At 64.0% G+C, this 481-nt stretch carries 1 protein-coding gene; it reads left to right on the top strand.

The genetic code is table 11. From position 1 onward, the window contains the following. Nucleotides 1-481 (top strand): aconitase family protein (locus E4S61_RS24680; RefSeq protein ID WP_245180948.1); only part of this gene is annotated, 481 nt, incomplete at both ends.

Consider the following 481-nt stretch of genomic DNA (forward strand, 5'->3'; position numbering starts at 1 on the left):
TGCCGAGATGATGGCCGCCGGCGTCAACTTCTCTGAAGCGACGTGTGGTGCCTGTATCGGCATCGGTCACGTCCCGGCTTCGGATTCGGTCTCGCTGCGGACCTTCAACCGCAACTTCGAGGGTCGTTCGGGTATCGAAGACGACAACGTCTACCTCTGTTCGCCCGAGGTCGCCACCGCGGCGGCCATCAAGGGCGAAATCGTGGACCCGCGCGACCTCGCCGACGAACTCGGCGACCTCGAAGCGCCCGGCCTGGAAATGCCCGACGAGTACATCGGTAACTCCGAGTCGGACCTCATCGCCCCCGACGAGGCCGTCGATGACGACCTCATCAAGGGCCCGAACATCGGCGACGTCCCGCTGAAGGACCCGCTCGAGTCTGACGTCGGCGGCGAAGCGCTGCTGAAGATGGAGGACAACATCACGACCGACCACATCATCCCGGCCACGCAGGACATCCTGATGTACCGGTCGAACGTG

Source organism: Haloarcula amylovorans, assembly GCF_004681185.1.
In the GTDB taxonomy this organism is placed as follows: Archaea; Halobacteriota; Halobacteria; order Halobacteriales; family Haloarculaceae; genus Haloarcula; species Haloarcula amylovorans.